The organism is Hominimerdicola alba, from assembly GCF_900112155.1.
GTDB lineage: Bacteria > Bacillota > Clostridia > Oscillospirales > Ruminococcaceae > Hominimerdicola > Hominimerdicola alba_D.
The window spans coordinates 1-19,686 of record NZ_FOKQ01000026.1; the positions used below are offsets into that span (position 1 = coordinate 1).

At 44.5% G+C, this 19,686-nt stretch carries 15 protein-coding genes, 1 pseudogene and 1 other annotated feature; of the genes and pseudogenes, 8 read left to right on the forward strand and 8 right to left on the reverse strand.

From position 1 onward, the window contains the following. Together BM265_RS13395 and BM265_RS13400 are read right to left on the reverse strand one after the other, a co-directional pair. Positions 1 to 229 (reverse strand): annotated as a pseudogene (locus tag BM265_RS13395) (IS110 family transposase); the annotation flags it as partial. Between the two features lie 311 nt (positions 230 to 540). Then, the gene (locus tag BM265_RS13400; protein WP_074962321.1) at positions 541 to 1,425 is read right to left on the reverse strand and encodes an SPL family radical SAM protein; all 885 of its coding nucleotides are present in this window, start codon (positions 1,423 to 1,425) and stop codon (positions 541 to 543) included. Between the two features lie 67 nt (positions 1,426 to 1,492). Continuing rightward, positions 1,493 to 1,701: a binding site (T-box leader), on the reverse strand. A 214-nt stretch (positions 1,702 to 1,915) separates the two neighbouring features. Between BM265_RS13400 and BM265_RS13405 the strand changes: the two genes are divergently transcribed. Next, entirely contained in the window at positions 1,916 to 3,313 is a 1,398-nt protein-coding gene (locus tag BM265_RS13405; protein WP_074962322.1) for an MATE family efflux transporter, read from the forward strand. A 41-nt stretch (positions 3,314 to 3,354) separates the two neighbouring features. Here BM265_RS13405 and BM265_RS13410 read toward each other — a convergent pair whose 3' ends face one another. After that, positions 3,355 to 4,173 (reverse strand): Mrp/NBP35 family ATP-binding protein, encoded by an 819-nt coding sequence (locus tag BM265_RS13410; RefSeq protein ID WP_074962323.1) that lies wholly within the window; start codon positions 4,171 to 4,173, stop codon positions 3,355 to 3,357. Between the two features lie 273 nt (positions 4,174 to 4,446). On the opposite strand from BM265_RS13410, the gene metE reads away from it, so the two are divergent. The 7 genes from metE (at position 4,447) to BM265_RS13445 (ending at position 11,853) form a co-directional block, all read left to right on the forward strand. Next, positions 4,447 to 6,720 carry a 5-methyltetrahydropteroyltriglutamate--homocysteine S-methyltransferase gene (gene metE, locus BM265_RS13415; protein WP_074962324.1) on the forward strand — a complete coding sequence of 758 codons (2,274 nt, stop codon included), beginning with the start codon at positions 4,447 to 4,449 and terminating at the stop codon, positions 6,718 to 6,720. Between the two features lie 280 nt (positions 6,721 to 7,000). Continuing rightward, complete coding sequence (locus BM265_RS13420; protein WP_074962325.1) at positions 7,001 to 7,564, forward strand: RNA polymerase sigma factor; 564 nt, start codon at positions 7,001 to 7,003, stop codon at positions 7,562 to 7,564. After that, positions 7,557 to 8,525 (forward strand): hypothetical protein, encoded by a 969-nt coding sequence (locus BM265_RS13425; RefSeq protein ID WP_074962326.1) that lies wholly within the window; start codon positions 7,557 to 7,559, stop codon positions 8,523 to 8,525. The genes BM265_RS13420 and BM265_RS13425 overlap by 8 nt, the downstream gene beginning before the upstream one ends. A gap of 13 nt (positions 8,526 to 8,538) precedes the next feature. After that, the gene (locus tag BM265_RS13430; RefSeq protein WP_074962327.1) at positions 8,539 to 9,228 is read left to right on the forward strand and encodes a hypothetical protein; all 690 of its coding nucleotides are present in this window, start codon (positions 8,539 to 8,541) and stop codon (positions 9,226 to 9,228) included. Between the two features lie 61 nt (positions 9,229 to 9,289). Beyond that, complete coding sequence (locus BM265_RS13435; protein ID WP_074962328.1) at positions 9,290 to 10,954, forward strand: vWA domain-containing protein; 1,665 nt, start codon at positions 9,290 to 9,292, stop codon at positions 10,952 to 10,954. 258 nt (positions 10,955 to 11,212) lie between these two features. Further along, entirely contained in the window at positions 11,213 to 11,659 is a 447-nt protein-coding gene (locus BM265_RS13440) for a MarR family transcriptional regulator (RefSeq protein WP_074827778.1), read from the forward strand. Beyond that, positions 11,656 to 11,853: a DUF6472 family protein gene (locus tag BM265_RS13445; protein ID WP_074962329.1), complete on the forward strand. Its 198-nt coding sequence runs from the start codon at positions 11,656 to 11,658 to the stop codon at positions 11,851 to 11,853. The genes BM265_RS13440 and BM265_RS13445 overlap by 4 nt, the downstream gene beginning before the upstream one ends. Before the next feature lie 89 nt (positions 11,854 to 11,942). Here BM265_RS13445 and BM265_RS13450 read toward each other — a convergent pair whose 3' ends face one another. The 5 genes from BM265_RS13450 to BM265_RS13470 all read right to left on the reverse strand — a co-directional run bounded on the left by BM265_RS13450 (position 11,943) and on the right by BM265_RS13470 (position 19,486). Beyond that, the gene (locus tag BM265_RS13450) at positions 11,943 to 14,198 is read right to left on the reverse strand and encodes an N-acetylmuramoyl-L-alanine amidase family protein (protein WP_074962330.1); all 2,256 of its coding nucleotides are present in this window, start codon (positions 14,196 to 14,198) and stop codon (positions 11,943 to 11,945) included. Between the two features lie 151 nt (positions 14,199 to 14,349). Continuing rightward, positions 14,350 to 14,883, reverse strand: coding sequence for a nitroreductase family protein (locus BM265_RS13455; protein ID WP_074962331.1), 534 nt, complete (start codon positions 14,881 to 14,883; stop codon positions 14,350 to 14,352). Positions 14,884 to 14,885: 2 nt separating this feature from the next. Further along, entirely contained in the window at positions 14,886 to 15,188 is a 303-nt protein-coding gene (locus tag BM265_RS13460) for an immunity 53 family protein (RefSeq protein ID WP_074962332.1), read from the reverse strand. 12 nt (positions 15,189 to 15,200) lie between these two features. Next, a complete protein-coding gene (locus tag BM265_RS13465; RefSeq protein WP_074962333.1) occupies positions 15,201 to 16,472 on the reverse strand; it encodes a 2-hydroxyacyl-CoA dehydratase in 1,272 nt (423 codons plus the stop codon). A 35-nt stretch (positions 16,473 to 16,507) separates the two neighbouring features. Next, a complete protein-coding gene (locus BM265_RS13470) occupies positions 16,508 to 19,486 on the reverse strand; it encodes an acyl-CoA dehydratase activase (RefSeq protein ID WP_074962334.1) in 2,979 nt (992 codons plus the stop codon). Positions 19,487 to 19,686 lie beyond the last annotated feature (200 nt).

The window sequence follows — 19,686 nt, forward strand, 5'->3', positions numbered from 1 at the left end:
TAGCCGGCATAACGGTTTCTTTTCCGCTCTTTTCCATGATCCCGGTGATCCATTCAAAAAAGCCTGCGAATCCTTCTGCGTCATTTGTGAACACATAGGCCTTCTTTGAATACTCCATCCCTCTCCAGTCAAATGCTCTGGCATAGTGCTTTTCGCTGCCTACATCGATCCCGACAATTATTTTTTCTTCTCCTACTTGCAAAATCTTTTCATTTTGTGTATAATACATATAGAGGACACCTTTCTGTAGTTTGTATTACTAACTTTCGCATCGTCAGTATTTACATTCTACACTGAGGTGTTCTTTTTTGCAACCCCTTGATTTGTTTGGTTACAGGAAGCTCCATTTATATTAATTATCATTAACTAAAGCAAGCAGCACATCTCTGTTATCAAGTATGATACTGCGTTTGAGAGAATAGATATCATCGTTTCTCTCAACACTTCACAAGTCATTTTTACAGACCTCTCATATGTCTTTCATATACAATGATATCCGCGGAGAATATCATTTTTATCACAACCTTTCGGTGAGTCAGATCAGTCGAAAAAGCTCAGCTGACCGTCATCATATCTTGCTTTATATGCATAGATTATTGCTTTCATATCGTAAAGAATGCCGTATTTTTCACACTCTTCGGTAAAAACTTTCCACAGCTTTTTTGCGTTTGGTGATACACATTCATATCTGTTACCGAAGTACCTTATATACTTTTCTTTCAACCCGGGGAAACTTTCATCAAGTTTCTGATAGAAATACTCCCTGTTTCCTGCTCGCAGTGTCATGCCGAAAGCAGGATAAATGCACCGCACTCCACATTCATGCGCCCTGCTGACTATCGTCCTGATATTATCCTCAGTGTCTTCAATAAACGGAAGAACAGGCATCAGAGTGATACCTGTGAACAATCCCGCATCTGACATTTTTGCCAGCGCATCAAACCTTTCGGAAGACACAGCAACTCTGGGTTCGACCAAGCGCGAAAGCTTATCATCTGCGGTGGTTATAGTCATTTTGCAAAGCACGGGTGAATGCTCGGATATCTGCTTGTACAGAGGTATATCCCTGGTTATCAGCGGTGATTTTGTTATCACCGTTATCCCGAAATTGTAGGCATCTATAAGCATCAGCGACTTTTCGGTGAGCTTTTCAGCGCCTTCAAAAGGGTTATATGGGTCTGACATTGAACCGGTACCGATAATACCCGTTCTGACCTTTCTGCGAAGTTCATCACGCAGTATCATAAGGGCATTTTCTTTGGCACGAACTTTGTCAAAATCCTCTATCTGATAACATTCACTGCGGCTATCGCAGTATATGCACCCATGACAGCATCCGCGGTAAAGGTTCATATTGTAGTCGTTGCCGAACCACGAGTTATCCTTACATTTTTGCAGAATAGTCTTTGCCTTTATGTACTCCATAGTCAGCACCCATGATCGATATCGGTCGCGTTATAAAACAAAAAATCCCTCGAAAGACACAAAGTCCTCCGAGGGCGTTATCAACGCGGTACCACCTCAGTTTATCGGCATATGCCGACCTCATTGTCCTTAACGCGGGAAACGTCCGACCCTACTAAAGATTTCAAGCCGAAAGCTCTGGAGAGTAACTTCATCATAGGGCGCTGTCTGCTCACACCGACCGCAGACTCTCTGAAACACGCTTACCTGACTACTTTGCTCCGTCATAGCAATTATCTGTGTTATTTAATTAATTTTACTACATTTCCGCTGCTTTGTCAAGACAAAAAATGAAATTTAACATTTATTATTTATCTTATGAGTCTATACCACAATATGTAAAACACTCTGCCGCATTGAATATCAATATACTGTAAATAAAGCAGGTTCTGACTTGCATATTATTACGAACTGTGATATAATATCCCACATGATAAAAAAGGAGATAACCATGAAAACATCATTCAAAGAAAAATATATTGGCGACAAGGCGTTTTACAAGCGTGTGCTTGTTACAGTGATACCAATGATACTTCAGAATCTGGTCACCAACATTGTCAGCATGATAGATAATATCATGGTGGGACAGATCGGCACTGAACAGATGAGCGGAGTATCCATCGTCAATCAGTTCATATTTGTATTCAATATAACCGTGTTCGGCGCGGTTGCGGGTCCCGGAATATTCGGGGCACAGTTTTTCGGTAAGGGCGACAATGACGGTTTGCGGCACACAATGCGGTTCAAGCTGTTCATATGCACCGTCACAATAGCTGTTGGCGCCTTGGTACTGCATTTCTTCGACGAACCGCTGATAAAGCTGTTCATCAGTGACGAGGACAGCCCCGAAATGATAGCACTTACCATAAAAAGCGCCAAGGAATACATGGGCATTATGATAATCGGGCTGATACCCTTTGGACTTGGGCAGGCTTATTCAAGCACACTTCGTGAATGCAGCATCACAACTATCCCTATGATAAGTTCAATGACTGCGGTAGGAGTCAATGTGGTGCTTGACTACGGACTAATCTTCGGAAAACTTGGTATGCCTGAAATGGGAGTAAAAGGTGCGGCTGTTGCCACCGTTATCGCTAAAGCGATAGAAGCAGGGGTGGTGATAGTATGGACACATACAAATCCAAAACGAAATCCATACGCTGTGGGACTATTCAAAAGTATGCGAATACCTACGAATCTTGTTCGTGCCATTACGATAAAAGGCTCTCCTCTGCTGATAAACGAATTTCTCTGGGCAGCGGGAATGTCAGTGCTTGCACAGTGCTATTCAGAGAGAGGTCTTGACGTTGTTGCCGCAAAAAATATCAGCAGTACAATAACCAACCTTTTCAGCGTAGTATTCATACAGCTCGGTTCATGCATAGGTATAATCGTCGGCGCAGAACTTGGCGCCAACAAGCTGGAACAGGCAAAAAGCACAGATGATAAACTGAGGTTTTTCAGTGTTGCATCAACATTGATACTTGCCATAGCGATCGTACCTCTGGCACCGCTTTTCCCCGAAGTCTACAAAACGAGCGAAGCAGTCAAAGACCTTTCAAGCTATATGATAATAATTCAGGCTATCGCAATGCCCTTGTGGTCATACACCCATGCCTGCTATTTCACATTGCGATGCGGCGGCAAAACAGGTCTTACTTTCCTGTTCGATTTCGTGTTCACATGGGTGATAGTGATACCCTGTGCCTTTATCATCGGACACTTCACAAAAATGGATATCCATCCCATGTTTGCACTGATAACTTTCTCTGAGATCATTAAGGTGGTCATAGGTTTCTTCATGGTTCGTTCAGGGATATGGATAAGCAATTTAGTAAATGACAAATAAAAAATGCTCTTCCGCAAGGGAGAGCATTTTATTATGCTTTATCAGAATTTTAAATCCTTGAAAGCCGCAATAGTATCATTCTCGATTATCTCGATCTTACCGCTGTCGCAGAGAGTAGCTGTAAGCGGATCGATAGGCAGTTTGGCAAGAACTTTCAGGTCGTATTCCTTAGCAATCTCATCAACATGGCTGTCGCCAAACACTTTGATCTCCTTGCCGCAGTCGGGACATTTAAGATAGCTCATATTTTCGATAAGACCGAGTATGGGAACATTCATCATCTTAGCCATCTTAACTGACTTCTCAACTACCAGAGATACCAGTGACTGAGGGGAGCTTACGATAACTATGCCGTCAACAGGAAGTGACTGGAAAACAGTCAGGGGAACGTCGCCTGTTCCGGGAGGCATATCAACAAACATATAGTCAACATCGCCCCATGCTACATCTGTCCAGAACTGTGTAACAGCGCCTGCAATAACAGGACCGCGCCATATAACAGGATCAGATGTGTTCTCCATAAGCAGATTTATGGACATTACCTTAGTGCCGAATTCGCTCTCACAGGGAAAAAGTGCGTCTTCTGTGGTGACGGGTCTTTCATTTATACCAAAGATCTTAGGGATAGATGGACCTGTGATATCGGCATCAAGCACAGCTGTCTTGAAGCCCTTTCTTGCAAAATCAACTGCAAGCAGAGAAGTTACCAGTGACTTGCCGACTCCGCCCTTACCGCTGACAACAGCAATTACCTTTTTAACATTTGACATATAATGAGGGGCAGCTTTCTCGATGCCCTGAGATCTCGATGAACAGTCAGCTGAACAGCTGCTGCAATCGTGTGTACATTCTTCGCTCATTTTTATACTTTCCTTTCTGTATAAATATACATTTATTATAACACAGTTCTATGAAAAAGTAAAGACATGAGTAAACAAATTCTCTTATATGCTCTATTTATAAACTACAGCACCTTTTATAAGAGTTATTTATACCAAATAAGTATAAGAATCACGCACAAATAGCCCTGATATAGTTTTTGACTATATCGCGACATAAAAAATCTGTACTTCCCTATTTCAGAAAAGTGTGTTATAATATAAATACAATAAAACATATCGGAGGAATAGGAAATGAATACATCAATTATTGGTTATCCCCGCATAGGAAATCTTCGTGAGCTGAAATTCGCAAGTGAGAAGTATTTCAGAAATGAGATCTCAGCTGACGAACTGGAAAAGACAGCAAAGTCTATCCGTCTTTATAATCTGGATATACAGAAGAAAAGCGGTCTGGACTTTATCCCCTCAAATGACTTCTCATTCTATGATGGTATGCTGGATACAGCTTTTCTGCTGAACGCAGTACCCGAGAGATACACCAGTCTTGGTCTTTCCACACTGGATACATTCTTTGCTGCTGCAAGAGGATATCAGGGCGAAAAGGGTGACGTTAAGGCACTGGCTATGAAGAAGTGGTACAACACCAACTATCACTACATGGTTCCCGAGGTAAGCGATTCTACAGAGATCAAGCTTGCTGGCACAAAGCCTTTTGATCTTTTCAAGGAAGCACTTGACAACGGTGTTAAGACAAAGCCCGTTGTTATAGGCGCATATACATTCCTGAAGCTGGCAAGATACACAGGCACAAAGACAGCATCTGACTTTGCAGAAGCAGCTGCCGCAGCTTACGTTGAACTGCTGAAGAAATTTGCTGAACTTGGTGCTGAGTGGGTTCAGATAGACGAACCTTCTCTGGTTAAGGACATGACCGCAGAGGACACAGCACTGTTCGTATCCCTGTACAAGAAGATACTTGCAGGCAAGAGCTGTGTCAAGGTTCTTTTACAGACATACTTCGGCGATGTACGCGACTGCTACAACGAACTCACTTCACTTGATTTCGACGGTATCGGTCTTGACTTTGTTGAGGGCAAGCGCACTCTTGAACTCATCAAAGCTAACGGTTTCCCCAAGAGCAAGATCCTGTTTGCAGGCGTTGTAAACGGTAAGAACATCTGGAGAAACAACTATGAGAAGACCGTTAACACCGTTAACGAGCTGAAAAAGTATGCTGAGAACATCGTGCTGAGCACTTCCTGCTCTCTGCTGCACGTTCCCTGCACACTTGCTAACGAGACAAAGCTCGATGAAAGCTACCTGAAGCACTTTGCTTATGCAGAGGAAAAGCTTGGCGAGCTGGCTGAGCTTAAAACTATCCTCAGTGCCGATAAGCCTGCCGAGACAGCTGAATATAAAAACAACAAGGCACTCCACAGTGAGCAGAGATCAGGCGGTAATGCTGATGTAAGAGCAAAGGTAGCTGCACTGACAGAGAAGGATTTTGTAAGACTTCCCGAATTTGCAGAGCGTGAGAAGATCCAGAAGGCTCGTTTTGAACTGCCTCTCTTCCCCACCACGACCATCGGTTCATTCCCTCAGACTGCTGATGTCAAGTCTAAGCGTTCCGCTTTCCGCAAGGGCGAGCTTGGTGCTGATGAGTACGAGAAGTTTGTTGAAAAGAAGATAGCTGAGTGCGTTGCACTGCAGGAAGAGATCGGTCTTGACGTACTGGTTCACGGCGAGTTCGAGCGTAATGACATGGTTGAGTATTTCGGCGAGTGCCTTGACGGTTACATCTTCACTGAGAAGGCTTGGGTACAGTCCTACGGCACACGCTGCGTTAAGCCTCCCGTTGTTTGGGGCGATATCTCCAGAGCTAAGCCCATGACCGTTAGATGGTCCAAGTATGCTCAGAGCCTGACAAAGAAGCCAATGAAGGGTATGCTGACAGGTCCTGTAACTATCCTTAACTGGTCATTCCCCCGTGAGGATATCACACTGAAAGAGTGCGCATTCCAGATCGCACTTGCTATCCGTGAGGAAGTTCTTGATCTTGAAGCAAACGGCATAAGCATAATCCAGGTAGACGAAGCTGCACTTCGTGAGAAGCTGCCTCTGAGAAAGTCCGACTGGAGAGAAGACTATCTTGACTGGGCAATCCCCGCATTCAGATATGTTCACAGCGGTGTTAAGCCTGAGACTCAGGTACATACTCATATGTGCTACAGCGAATTTGCCGACATCATCAAGGATATAGATGATATGGATGCTGATGTTATCACATTCGAGGCTTCACGTTCCGACCTGACTATACTTGATGTCCTGAAAGAGAACAATTTCCGCACAGAAGTTGGTCCCGGCGTATACGATATCCATTCGCCCAGAGTACCTTCCAAGGAAGAGATCAAGTCAGCTATCGCTAAGATGACTGATCGTATTCCTCTTTCCAAGCTGTGGGTAAATCCCGACTGCGGTCTCAAAACAAGAGGCAATGAGGAAACCATCCCCAGCCTGAAAAATCTTGTTGAGGCTGCTAAGGAAGCAAGAGCTGAAAAAGCGTGATAAACGGACAGTAACATTTTATCTTCCGATATAATTAAAAGAACCGCACCGAATTTCGCTTTCGGTGTGGTTCTTTTTTTGATCAAAAAATGACAGAACACGTTTTTTCGAGAATTAATAGCCTAAAACCTTTACTTTTGAAAAGATACGTGTTATAATTATTATCGAATTATGTCTATATTCATTTTCGTGATAACGTACAAATTTCAAATATAAAGTTTGTGCAGAATCACACCAAAAATATTCGTAAGACCAAACGTATATATTATGTCGAAGGGTGATGATAGATTTGACCGACAAGGAGTTCGACCTGTGTATCCAAAGGATACTCGGTAAAGACAAGAGCGGTCTTAAAGATATCTACTCATGCTACGGCAAGCTTATTTATCAACAGATGCTTGCTGTGGTAAAAAGTCCTCAGGACGCTGAGGACCTGACGAGCGATATGTTTTTAAGACTGTGGGAGACAGCGGCGCAGTACCGTTCCGGAACGGGACACAAGCGCTACATAACGGTGATGGCAAGAAATATGGCTATCGACTTCTTGAGAAAGAGAAAACGCGAGGAATACACGATAGACGATGACGGCATATACACCGAGGAACAGGCAGACCCCGAAGATCCTACTGATGTTCAGGTTGAAAGCGGAATGGCATTCAAACAAGCGCTGGAAACCCTGAACGAAGCAGAAAGAGAGATCATCAACCTCCGAGCAGGTCTTGATATGACCTTTAAGGAGATAAGCGAAACGCTGGGCGTTCCTCTTGGCACTGTTGCATGGAGATACAAACAAGCTTTGAACAAGCTGAAAAAAACAGTAAAGGAGGGCAGTATTTATGGCTAACTTAAAAGAAGAATACACACAGCATATCCAGGATACTGCACCCGATATGGATAAGCTGTGGAACAGAATATCCGAGGAGATAGACAAAAAAGAAACAGAGACAAAAAGCGAGACAACTTACACAGAGAACAGAGAACAGATAAAGCGTTCGGGCGGATACATGAAGATAGCAGCAGTTGCAGCGGCGTTCATAGTTGTATTTGCTGGAGTAAATATAATGAACGAATCCAAAAAGTCAAAAGCTGCTATGGATAAGATACCGCTCTCAAGACCCGACAGAACAGAGGAGACAGCGTCGGAGAATAAAAATGATGAAAAAGCAACTACAACCGGAACAGAGAACAAAACAGGTATTAAAGCGGAAGATGATCAGACTGACGGAGTATTTCCTATTGACGGACACGCAAGTATGAACGATGAAGCATCTGAAGCTGTAAAAACTACAGTAAAATACGACCAGCTTCATTTGAATGCAACGGGAACGGTAGCATACGTGGCAGACTACATTCCAAGCGGCGATGAGTACTTCGTTGAAGACAAGGTATTCAAGTCAACAGACTGCTTTGCAGACGTTACTGTCGCTGAAGCCGATCTTTCATCAGAAGGTGCAACATACGTTTTGCAGGTAAATTCGATGTACGACAAAGACGGCGAGCTTATCGTTTCCGAGATCGTACTGAACAGCAGCACACCGTACATCCTGCAGGAGAACAGGGAGTACCTGCTGCCGCTCAAACGCACAGGCGAAGACAATTACAGCATAGTATTTGAGAATGCTCCGCAGATAGAGATAACAATAGACGGCGGTGCAGTATTCCAGAACGGCTGGACAGCTCTCAGCGGCGGCGCGGAAGATCTTGAAAAGGACAGCCTTAATGTGAACGATTTTTACTTCGACAGAATGAAGTACACGCCAAGTCTTGACCTACAAAGCTTTTTGAACCAGTGGAACAATGCATAAGGAGGCAGTTAAAATGAAAAAGAGATATGCAGCCATCATCGCTGCGGCAATAATGGTACTGGGCGGCTGCGGAAAAGTTACCGAGCCCGATGACAGTGAAGCTCCCGTAAAGGCTTCCGCAAACACACAGACATCAACCGACACAAACGTTACCGATGATGAAACCACCTCAGAACCCGATAAAGAGACAACGTCTGAGCTGGATGACTGCGATTTTGATTCATACTACAATTACATCATAGGCGACGGCGCATTCGGATTTGAAATGTACAACAACGGCCACATTCGTCAGAGCTGGGATAACCGTATTGAGGGTGCAAAGTATATCCTTATAGGAATGGCTACCCCCGGTACGGAAGAAAAAGCTCTTGATCTGGCAGTATCAGTCGAACAGCTGAACAGTTTGGAGACAGTGGGCTTCATGACTAACATGAAATTCGAGGATACAAAGTCATTCAGGGTAGGCAATGAAAAGATCGACGGAAACGGCGTAACTCTGATAGGCTACGAAAACAGCTTCATATTCTGCATAAGCTATTTTGACGAGAACGATGAGTACCGCGAGACTTGCTACTATGAATTCCCCATCGACCTTATCCCCGATCTGGTAGATGCTGTGCAGTATGCTGATGGTTACGATGTGACCGAATCGGATGATGATCCAGGTGTGGAGATAACAGGCGGAATATCCGTTAACGATTAATTTACGGAATACTTAAAATCGGTATTTGATATCTGATACCCATACAGAAAGGACGATAACTATGAAAGAGAATACTAAAAAGATAACTGCGATGGTACTTTCGCTTACAATGGCAATAGGAATGATGACAGGCTGCGGCAGCGGCAAAGATTCATCAGGTAGAAAAAATGACAAATTGACCGCCCCGGAATTCAATGGTAACGTCGGAGATACTCGACCGTCAGCGGATAACGAGGCCATCCAATCAGAAGAAAAAGGCTATTATAACGAAGATGTGGATATAGATATCAACACAGAGGAATACAACTACTACGCGGAAAATCAATTCCTCAGCGTTGCCGAGCACCCCCTTTCGACATTCTCCACCGATGTTGATACAGCTTCATTCACCAATGTAAGACGTATGCTGGAAAACCGTCAGAATATCGAGCCCAACGCAGTAAGAACAGAGGAGTTCATTAACTATTTCAACTATGAATACGAATATCCTACAGGCGACGACAAGATAGCCATAAACACCGAGCTTTCCGACTGCCCCTGGAACAATGATGCAAAGCTTATGCAGATAGGCTTGCAGGCTAAGGATATCGATGTGCAGGACATTGATTCAAACATCGTTTTCCTGATCGATGTCAGCGGTTCGATGGCTGATGCTAACAAGCTGCCTCTCGTTACACAGGCTTTCGCGATGCTTGCTGAGAATCTGGGTGAGAATGACAGGATATCCATCGTTACTTACGCTGGCAGAGATACCATCGAACTCGAAGGTGAGAGCGGCGCTAACTATGAGACCATAGCTTCAACACTTGCAGGTCTGACAGCAGGCGGTTCCACCGCTGGTGCAGCGGGCATAAACACTGCTTACGAACTTGCTGAGAAGTACTTCATAAAGGGTGGAAACAACAGAGTTATCCTTGCCACCGACGGCGACCTGAATGTTGGTCTGTCTTCCGAAGAAGAACTGAAATCACTCATCGAGGAAAAGCGCGACAACGGCGTATTCCTCTCAGTACTGGGATTCGGCATGGGCAACTACAAGGATAACAAGCTTGAAGCACTGGCTGACAATGGAAACGGAAACTACGCTTATATCGACAGCGTTGAAGAAGCTGAAAGAGTTCTCGTTACCGAGATGAACGGTACCATGTTCACAGTGGCTAAGGACGCTAAGATACAGGTGGAGTTCAATCCTGCAAATGTGGCTTATTACAAGCTGGTGGGATATGAAAACAGACTTCTTGAAGATCAGGACTTTGAGGACGACACCAAGGACGCAGGCGATGTCGGTGCGGCTCAGCAGGTAACGGCACTTTATGAGATAATCATGACCGACACAAAGGCTGACAGCGACGACAGCAAGCGCACACTCAAATATCAGGACGATGTTGAGTACCCCGCTCCCGAAAAAGCAGACGAGACTGATCTTGACAAGGAACTTCTGACTGTATCCGTAAGATACAAGGAGAAGGACGAAAACGAAAGCAAGCTGGTGGATAAGGCTGTAAAGCTGGCAAGCTATGTCAGCATAGACGAAATGAGCGAAAATATGAAGCTCGCTTGTGCTGCTGCCATGTTTGCAAAGACACTGGGTAACTCAGAAGATAAGTTCACAATGGCTGAGATCAGAGATTACGCAAAAGGTCTGCACCTTGATGCTGAAGAACTGCTGAAGATGATCGCGATCTATGAAGAGGATTACGAGAATTCTGCAATAAACAATCAGTAATACAAATCACATATAATATGCAGCACACCAGATGATATCATCGGGTGCGCCGCTGCTGATATCCGGGACACGATCGAAGGGTACCTTCCATGACAAAACACAATGTTTAACAAAAATACAGTTTAGCAAAATCAAATATTGATAAACATAGTACATTGACAAATGTTCCTCCCATATAGTATAATAATGACAGTACCTTACAAAAATGTCAAAAAAAGGCAAAGGTTCAGAACAAAAAACATTCGGGAGGATACAAAAATGAACAATGAGATAAGAACAGGCTGCATAATGCAGTTCTACGAAATATACCCTTTGAGCCGTAAGCTGGTATTCGATACATTTGACCAGAAGAAATACCATGTTACACGTACTCAGCAGATAGTTCTGCTGTCTCTTTCCGTATGTGGACAGATGAATATGTCACAGCTGGCTTCAAAGATAAATACATCTAATGAGCAGGCTACCCGCGCGGTGGCACAGCTGGTGGATATGGGATTCATCGAGAGAACACATCAGCCCGACAACAGGCGTGTCGTGAACATATCACTGACCGAAAAAGCCGAGAGCTTCCTGATAAAGATGAAAACAGATATTCGTGAAGATCTGCTTCAGCTGTTCTCGGAAGTATCAGATGAGGATATGGGAAAGCTTTTCAATGCGCTTGTGCAGGTCAACGAAGTACTTAAACAGGTGATGGATATATGAGAAAAAAGAAAAAGCCAAGCTTCACTTCATGCGACAGCTGTGTGAACAACGTTTATGACGAAGAACTGGAATGCTATTCCTGTGAGATCGATCTTGACGAGGATGAGATGTACAGGCTTTTCAATGAACCTCACTATGCATGCCCCTATTACAGGCTTGACGATGAATATGCTATAGTCAGAAAACAGAACTGATATGATTACAGACCCGTTATGCACGGGTCTGTTTTTTTCAGGATTCCCACAAAAAAACGGCTCACGATAGTATCATGAGCCGTATGTTTTTATTCACTAACAGCCGCTCCGTCAGGACCAACTTTAATGCCCTCGATAACAGTATCCGTGACAAGTATGCCCTGCCAGTCGAAGTAATACTGTTTACCCTCTATCTCCTGCCAGCCGATAGCAACTACACCGCCTTTGAGGTTGTAGTACTTATCACCGCTCCAGGTAAGCCAGCCCTCGGTCACATAACCGTTTTCGCCGAGATTATACATTTCTGCTCCCACTGTCACGGGACCTCTCAGCATAACACCGTGTTCAAGGTAATAACGCTTGTCCTCGATGGTCGTCCAGCCCTCCTGCAAAGTGCCGTCATCGCCGAAGTAGAACTCTGTGCCATTCAGAGTTTTCCAGCCCTTATAGGCTTTTCCGTCACTGCCGAAATAGTAAATCTTACCATTATCAACTGTAACCCACTTGTTCTCTTCGATGCCATTTCTGCTGAGATAGTAGATATTGCCGTCATCGTTGTAGACACCGATATGCATAACGCCTTCATCATTGAAGAAATAGCGTTTGCCATCGATCTCAGTCCAGCCGATAGCTGCGTTTCCGTCCGCATCGAAATAATAAGTCTTGTTACCCTCGGTATGGAAACTCTCTGTCAGCCATTCTTCACTGCCCTTTTTGTACTTTATCTGACCATCCAGCTTTACTATACCATCAGAAAGTACACCATCAGAAGAGAAAACATAATTCTCTTCATTGCCGCTGAACTCACCCGTGCAGGCAGCACCCGTTTCACCAAAGTAATAGCGCTTGCCATCGATTGTCGCCCATCCCAGTGTCTTCTTTCCTGTTTCCTCATCGAAATGGAAACGGTAATCACCCACGGTTATCCAACCGTATGCAAGAGAGTTATCACTGTAAAAATAGTAATTTCCCAGAACATCACTGCCAAATTTGTCATAGACATCTTTCTGGAATTTTTCTATGGTATCATCTCTGTATTTATTATTAAGATCATTCCAACTTGCTATCTCGTCATAGGTGAGGGCAGCTCTTTTTTCATCAGAAAGTTTTTCAAACTTCCGAATATCCGACATATCTTTTTTGAAAAGCTTGACCTCTGCCGCATCACTGCCGATAGTTGCCCAGCCGTAAGCTGCATCATGAGTTTCGGGATAGAAGTAATATTTCAGCATTATAGGCTCCAGTGTAATCGGGTTCGTTTCACCGCTTGCCAGTTCAATCCAGCCGCTTGCCACAACGCCGCCCCGTCCGAAATAATACTTTGAACCGTTTATCTTCTGCCAGCCCGACCTCATTTTGAATTCATCGTCAAAATAGAAGTAATCCTTGCCTATTTTGTTGAAGCCCTTAGCCGCTTCACCCTTTTCAGAGAAATAGTACTTGTTGTTTTTCTCCTCATACCAGCCGACTGTCATTACGCCGTCAGTAGAGAAATGATAGGTATTGCCATCGATCTTTTTCCAGTTCTTGACCATCTCACCGCGAGTATCGAAATAATATGTCTTGTCGTCGAGCTTATAGAAGCCGGTAACACAGGCACCGCTTTCGTCATCGGCATAGAAATATTTCCCATCCTTTTCGATCCAGCCGTGATGGAGAACACCGTCCTCATTGAACAGATATCGCTTTCCGTCTATGACTTTCCAGTCAGTTGCCATTTTGCCGTCTGCATCGAAATAGTATACCTTGCCTTCGATCTCATAGAAGCCTACAGCCATCTTGCCGTCGTTCTTGAAATAATACTGCACACCGCCGACGTTTATCCAACCGCGTCGCTGTTTTCCGTTTTCATCAAAATATGAATTCTCCGAAAAGCCGGTTCCCGGGAAACCGTGATCGTCGAAATAATATTCATTTCCATTGATATCCACAAGACCTGTTCTGAAAATGCCTGATTCGGTCGAAAGGTAATACTTTTCACCATCGATCTCAACAGTACCTCTCTGTATCACACCGTCTTCGCCCAGATAATAGGTATCACCACGGAAATCATGCCAGCCCGGAGGGAGTATGATACCATCGTCATCAAAAAGATAACATGTGTTGTCGATGATCTGGTAGCCTGTTACTCGGTCGTTAGTCTCAGGAGAGATATAGTAAGTACCCTCAGAATGTGTATGCCAGCCTGCGGAATAGTAAGACTGATAAATAAGATGTCCTGAAAAAACAACGCCAACAGCCGCAGTGCATATCAGTGCCGATACCATATTTGCGGCACTTCTGCGCTGTGCTATTACACGTGTCTTATCACGCACATATCCCTTTTCCAAGCCTCTGGTACTCATTTAGACTTATCCCTTTCCTAAAGAATTCACTTAGTAAGTATACCACATTCGAACTTTGTTTGCAACCGTTTTTACCAAATCTTCACGTGATTTTCAGATAAGAAAAAGCCGGAAGGATCTTTCCCTCCGACTTTTAGAATACTATATCATATCAGAATATTTTAGCAATATCAGAAAGCTCGCGGCGTCTGGGTCTTTTAGGCTCTTCATCGGCATAGCCAAGAGCTAGTACAGCACCTATCTCCTCATTTTCGGGGATATTGAGCGCAGCACGAAGCTTTTCTCCATCGCGGATACCCATAACCAGAGTATCAAGACCGAGCTCTTTTGCTTTTAGCATGAACAGCATATTCTGTAAACCGAGGTCATAACAGCCCCAGCCGTTGCCAAGCTCGTTTATCGGCTGGCCGTTGTCATCAAAGCCTACATTGTTCTTTTCATAAGCAGTGACTATCAATGCAGCATTCATGCATCTTTGCTCGTTGAATGATGGAAAACAAGTCGTCCTGAGTTCCTCGCGCTTATCCTTGGAAAGTACGCAATAGTACTTTGATGTCTGCTGATTTTTCCATGAGGGTGCTTCCTGAGCCGCTCTGATGATCTCCTCCACCTGCTCACGGGTGACTTCCCTGTCAGCGTACTTGCGCACGCTTCTTCTTGCTTCAATAAGATTCTGGAATTCCATATTCAAAACCTCCGTTCTGTATCCTCGACCCAATGTCTGAAAATCGAAATAATCTTCTCCAATTTGTTAGGATCACCATTACCCTCAAAATAACCGTCCCTTATACGGCATATTATCCAGTCATCATCACCGTTGTCGATATTTATTGTATCAAACGGTTCACCAAATAATGGTGTCTCATTAAGATTGATCTGCACAGCCCAACCAGGGTTATCTAAAGTCGATATACGTACGCCGTAGCAATGCTCCCAGTCACCGTCGCATTGTGATCTGTACCAATTTTCGAGCCATTGGATATCGTTCATAAGAAAAACTCCTTAAAGCACTGCATTAGCAAGCATAAGCTTGATACGGTTCTCCTGATTTACCTTTGTTGCACCGGGGTCGTAGTCAATAGCGACTATATTCGCATCGGGGTACGCCTGCTTGATAACGCGGGCACTTCCCTTTGCAACGATATGGTTCGGCAGACAGCCAAAAGGCTGAGTGCAGATGATATTCTTTGTTCCCGTCTCAGCAAGAGCCGCCATTTCAGCTGTTATCAGCCAGCCCTCGCCCATCTTTACGCCCTGATTGATGTACTTGTCAGCACAATGGCGAAGATGCTCGAAATCATGAGGCGGCTGGAATACTCCCTGCTCGTTGATGACCTTTATCTGCTGTTTCTGGAACTTGTAGAGAACATCATATCCGATGCCGTATATCAGAGACTTCTTGCTCTTGTTATCATAGATTTTCCTGTCGTTAACAGCATCAGAAGCGCAGTACATAACAAAGTCGAGAAGTCCCGGTACATTGGGCTCACAGCCTTCGCTCAGCAGGAATTCATTCAGGTGATTGTTAGCAAGTGGTGAGTACTTAACATATATTTCGCCCACAATACCTACCTTCGGCTTCTTCTCCTTGGTTCTGGGCAATGCGGCAAAATCCTTAAGCATAGCGCGATATATCTTAGTGGTACTCATATAATCGCGCTTTGTATGGAACATTTTTCCCAGACGATGCTGCCATCTTGCCAACAGTTCATCTGTAGAATTAGGCTGGATCTCATAGGGCTTGCACTGATTGTAAAGCAGCATCAGCATATCACCGTAGAGAACAGCATATATCAGCTTCAGCGCGATAGAGGGTGATACTTCTATCGAAGCGTCCTTTTCGAGTCCGCTGAAATTCAGTGAAAGCACAGGCACCTGCGGGAAAGTTGATGAAAGCGCCTTTCTCAGCAGATGGATATAGTTTGAAGCACGGCAGCCGCCGCCGGTCTGCGAGATGAGCAACGCAGTGTGATCGGGATCGTACTTGCCGCTTTTCAGTGCGTCCATAAACTGACCTATTACCAGCAGCGCAGGATAACAAGTATCGTTGTGAACATTTTTCAGACCCTCATCAATCACACTTCTTGTGGAAGTCTGCAAAAGCTCCATACGGTAGCCGTACTGTTCGTATATCGCCATTATCAGCTTGAAGTGTATCGGCAGCATATCGGGGATAAGTACAAGATAATCCGATTTTTTTGATTTGTCGAAGTACGACTTATGTACTCTGTCCGACCCTGAGTGAGGGATGCTGCATGAATTTGTCTCAGACATTTCTATTCCTCCAAATAAACAAGAGATTACCTTTTTCAGACTGCGGACTGATTCTTCTTTTTGCGGGCAGCCTGAGCGTCTTTTTCTTCAAGGGCAGCCGCAAGAGAACGCAGTCTTATCTTGGCAGCACCAAGATTGGTTATCTCATCTATTTTAAGCTGAGTGTAGAGCTTGCCCTGTTCTTCAAGCACAGCCCTGACCTCATCGGTGGTAACAGCATCGATACCGCAGCCGAAGCTTACAAGCTGTACCATCTGCATATCATCATTCTCGCATACATATTTTGCTGCGCGGTACATTCTTGAATGATAAGTCCACTGATTGAGAACATCAAGTGCGGGAGTATCAACAAGACTAGCTACGCTGTCCTCGGTAATTACTGCAAATCCGAGGGACGCTATCAGCTTGTGTATGCCGTGATTTATCTCGGGGTCGATATGATAAGGTCTGCCTGCGATAACGATGATCTTCTGACCCTTGCTGCGGGCTTCAAGGATTATCTCCTGCGCTTTGCCCTTGATATCACGACGGAAATCTATCTGTGCAGAGTAAGCTCTGTTCAACAAACTCATTACCTGCTTTGCAGAGATACCGTACTTTTTCAGCGCTTTCGCCATAGCCTTAGCAACGTGACTCTTGTTGTTCAGGTCAAGATAAGGAGCTATGAAATTATCCTCGGTTAGCTTGTCGTTATTGGCTTTGAGAAGCTCGGGATAATAAGCAACAACAGGACAGTTGAAGTGGTTATCAGAACCGCCCTCATCGATATTATAGCTCATACATGGGTAGAATATGAAATCGACACCCTTTTCAAGCAGGCTCTCGATATGACCGTGGGCAAGCTTTGCAGGATAGCAGACGGTATCCGAGGGGATAGTCTGCTGACCCTTGTAATAAGTCTCCCTGGTAGATTCCTCGGAGAACACAGGCTTAAAGCCCAGATCAGTGAAAAGTTGTACAAAGAAAGGCATGAGGTCATAATAAGACAGGCACAGAGGCAATCCCACCGTTGCGATTGGCTTCATGCGGGTCTTTTTATTTTCAAGCTCTCTGATGTAGTTGTACTTATATTCTATCATGTTCTCGGTGCGGTCGGTTATCTTGATGCCTGCACCCTTTTCGCAGCGGTTTCCTGCCACAAATCTGTGACCATCATTGAAACGTATAACTGTAAGATTGCAATGAGCACCGCAGCCGCCGCACTGTAAAGCACGGGACGTATATGTAAATGAATCAAGGTCTTCTTTGCTGATTATACTTGAATAATCGGCAGAACTCTCGGATTTTTCCTTAGCAAAAAGAGCACAACCAAGAGCGCCCATAAGTCCTGCAATAGCGGGACGTATAACGTTCCTGCCCAGTTCCTGCTCAAAGGAACGCAGAACAGCATCATTAAGGAAAGTTCCGCCCTGAACAACGATGTTCTGTCCAAGCTCCTCGATGGATTTAGCTCTGATGACCTTGTAAACAGCGTTCTTAATGATTGAAGCAGAAAGACCGGCAGAGATATCCTCAACAGTAGCGCCGTCCTTCTGCGCCTGTTTTACGGAACTGTTCATGAACACGGTACATCTTGAGCCCAGTTCAACAGGGGCTTTTGCAAAAAGACCAAGCTGTGCGAAATTAGCGATATCATAGCCCATAGCACCTGCGAAAGTCTGTATGAAAGAGCCGCAGCCCGAAGAACAAGCTTCGTTGAGCATTATGCTGTCGATAGCATTGTTCTTTATCTTGAAGCACTTGATGTCCTGTCCGCCAATATCGATGATGAAATCAACATCGGGACAGAAATAAGCCGCAGCCTTGTAGTGAGCAACAGTCTCAACAATACCGAAATCAACGCCGAGTCCGGCTTTTATAAGTTCCTCGCCATAGCCCGTAACAGCCGAAGCCTTTATCTTCAGCTTGTCACCTGCAAGACGGTAGATATCCTTTAATTTTGAAGCTATGATATCCAAGGGCTGACCCTGATTGGAGCAGTAATGCTGATAAAGCAGCTTGCCCTCGGGAGTGATGAGCACCAGCTTTGTTGTGGTTGAACCCGCATCTATACCGAGATATGCGTCACCCTCGTAAGTAACGATGTCCTCATATTTAAGGTCGGATTTCTTGTGACGCTCGATAAATTCGGCGTAATCTGCCTGGGATTCAAACAATCTCCTGCCGACAACTATATTATCATTTGTCTTGGCATTAGAGATCTTTTCGAGTGCCTGATCGATGGTCATTTCCTCTGCAAGGTCATGGGCATGGAGAGCCGCACCGTAAGCGATATAGCATGAAGACCTTTCAGGGAGGATAGCCATATCATCGCTGAGAGAAAGTGTATTTTTGAAAGTCTGGCGAAGTGCGCTGAGGTAAGTCAGAGGTCCGCCGAGGAAAAGCACCTTTCCCGCGATCTTTCTGCCCTGTGCCAGACCCGAAACAGTCTGATCCACAACAGCCTGGAATATGGAAGCAGAGATATCCTCTTTTCTCGCGCCCTGATTCAGCAAAGGCTGTATATCGGACTTGGCAAAAACGCCGCATCTGGAAGCGATAGGATAAGTCTTTTCAGCTTTGAGCGCGAGATCGTTCATATCATCGGGGGTAACCCCCAGAAGCCCTGCCATCTGGTCTATAAAAGCACCTGTACCACCCGCACATGAGCCGTTCATACGCTGTTCAACGCCGCCTGTGAGGAAGATTATCTTAGCATCCTCACCGCCAAGCTCGATAACAACATCAGCATCGGGATATGTCTTGTTTACAGCAACAAAGGCAGAAAAGACCTCCTGAACAAAAGGTATGCCACAAGCCTCAGCAATACCAAGACCGGCCGAACCTGTTATAGCGATACGGAACTTATCCTCTGGATAGCTCTTTCTGATAAGCTTCAGCTGTTCTGCTACCGTTTCCCTGACACGGGAAAAATGACGTTCATATCGATTGTATATGAATTCACCATCAAGGGTGATAACTGTCTTGACTGTTGTGGAACCGACATCGATTCCAAGGTCATAGGTCATACACATGAAAAAAACCTCCGCTGAAATAACAAATTAGTTTTATTATAACACATTCGACTTTAAATTACAAGTCATTTTAAAAAATTTTCAGACATTCACCTGTAAAACAAAGATATCAGAAAAATAACAGTAATGTGACAATCGGATAAAATCTGCACGAAACACTTGAAAATAATACGGGGATATGTTATAATTAACATATATGT